General features: G+C 32.0%; 1 protein-coding gene. It reads left to right on the top strand.

Translation table 11 applies throughout. From position 1 onward, the window contains the following. The first annotated feature begins 165 nt into the window (after positions 1-165). Positions 166-2127 carry a hypothetical protein gene (locus Q0138_RS02145; protein WP_297980265.1) on the top strand — a complete coding sequence of 654 codons (1962 nt, stop codon included), beginning with the start codon at positions 166-168 and terminating at the stop codon, positions 2125-2127. Positions 2128-2208 lie beyond the last annotated feature (81 nt).

Below are 2208 nucleotides of genomic sequence, written 5' to 3'. Positions count from 1 at the left end.
TTTCTAAATAATTTTTTTAATTATTCATATATATTTAATAATCCGTATTAATAATTATCTAAATTTAACGAAAAGTGAAAAAAATAAATTTTAATTAATTTAATGAATATTTTTCCTAAAATTATCTCGAAACTTATTTTAAGACTTTTAAATAAATACTATATTATGAGATTTTTTGTATTGTCCAAAAAGGAAAACTTCGATAAAAGCCATATAAATGATGCACTTTTAAACTCTGTCAATGCCACAAGCCTTATTGCAGACAATTGCATCAAAAAAGAGACAGATAAACTGGCAGTCTATTTATACACCTACAATATGGCTTATGATGAAGATGAAAACAATTCCTATAAAATGAATGATGAGGAAATCAGCTTCGTCAATGGACTCTTTGTTGTAGAGGACTCAGAACTTCCAAACAATCTTGAAAACATTGATTTTGCAATGAAAAATGACAAGCTTATTTTAGGAAGCTATCAGGCATTCCATTGTGATGAAAATGGAAATGGCTACTTCCAATCATCACTTTCCAGCATACATCCCCTATTTTACTATGAGGATGAAAACTGTTCAGTCATTGCAAATGAATTGAAACTGATTGTTGACGGAGTGAAAGCCTTCCAAAACAAGACCTTCAGAGACAATTACGATGCCGAATACATGGAAGACCTAATCAAATTTGGAAACTGGTATAAAACAGATAAGAAAACAACATACAGAAATACCGCCTTTAAAAACATAAAAAGGATCTTTCCATTTGATGAACTCACTGTCCAAAATGGCCAATTTGAGATTATTCTCAATGATGAAATAGAAATCCCTGAATGGATTGAAAATCTTTATATTGAGGACAGGGAAGGATTTTACGATTGGTATTACAGAATCTTGGAGGAATACACAGACAAGTACTTTAAAATCATATCCCCAAAAATCAGGCAAATAAAGGCAGGAATCACCGGCGGATTTGACTCAAGATTAACCCTTATGATCTTAAAGAAACTGGCTTCCAAACACAATATTGAGCTAAAGTCAATTACCAATGGGCTTAGAGAACATCCGGACGTTATAATTGGAGAAAAGGTTGCAAAACACTTGGATGTGGATTGGGAAAATGACCTTGAGGAGGAAAATAAATACAAATACTTCCCATCAAGCTTTAAACAATTTGCAACAACATTCTACATCTCACAGGGAGACTTTGACTCCCACGACACCACAGATGAATATACAAGGGAATATCTGAATAGGGATCAATTCTACCAACATGGAAATGACCTATACAAGCACAATACAATAAACACCATAAAAAACATTGGAAGATGGTCTTCAAGAAGAAGACTGTTTAATCAGGAATTCTACTTGCCCCTCTTCGGCACATGCCTTGAAATATGGATAGCATTCCTATTGGAAAAACATAGCGAAGATGGATTTAAGGAATTTGTCTACCATGTCCTTAAAAGAGGGGATGAAGATTTATTGGATATTCCATTTGCAATGGACAGCCTTCCCCAAACCGGCGTGGATGAGTTTACCGTAGAAGGATATGTTGACAGCAGACATTTGGAGGAGCCATTCCTATGGGACTATAATTATATTCTGGACAAGCTGGGGCCTCTTTTCCAGAAAGACTTTGACAAACAAAATGAAAAGTACAATTCCGTCCTTGAAAAGAGCGATATAAATGCTCTTGATTACTTTATCCTAAAAAATAAAATCAACAATGTCTTGAAAAAGGATTTGGATGAAAAGAAAACAAAATTACAGCTGAGAAAGATAAAAAAGAATGCATTTTATCCTAAGAAAAGAACATTGATAGATCAAAAGAAATATGAAAAGGTTACAAGTTTTACAGTTTCAATCTTCCTGATGGATTATTCAGCGGCAAGTGATTTCAATTCTTTTGAAAGTCTGGAGAAAGCGGCCAGCTTCAATTCAAAAGATGATTATCTTGAAAGGGCAGATGAGGCCTATGAAAGGATAAATGAATTGAAAAAAGAAAATGAAAAAATAAAAAAGGACAATAAGAATATTGAAAAAGAGATAAAAAAACTTAAAAAAACCAATAAAGAGATTCTATCTTCCAAAAGCTGGAAATTAACCTCAGGACTTAGGAAGATAAGAAATTAATCCTCTTTTTTCTTAAAAAAAATAAAAAAATATGAAAAAATTTTTATTAATTTTATTAATTTAAAATTTTATTAATTTTTA

Source organism: uncultured Methanobrevibacter sp. (genome assembly GCF_937906425.1).
In the GTDB taxonomy this organism is placed as follows: Archaea; Methanobacteriota; Methanobacteria; order Methanobacteriales; family Methanobacteriaceae; genus Methanobrevibacter.
The sequence above is the reverse complement of the archived record's forward strand: the minus strand, read 5'-3'. Positions and strand labels throughout refer to the sequence as shown.

What these genes read in the sequence shown, in the direction of transcription:
- Q0138_RS02145 (WP_297980265.1), top strand. Translation starts at nt 166, where the DNA reads ATGAGATTTTTTGTATTGTCCAAAAAGGAAAACTTCGATAAAAGCCAT.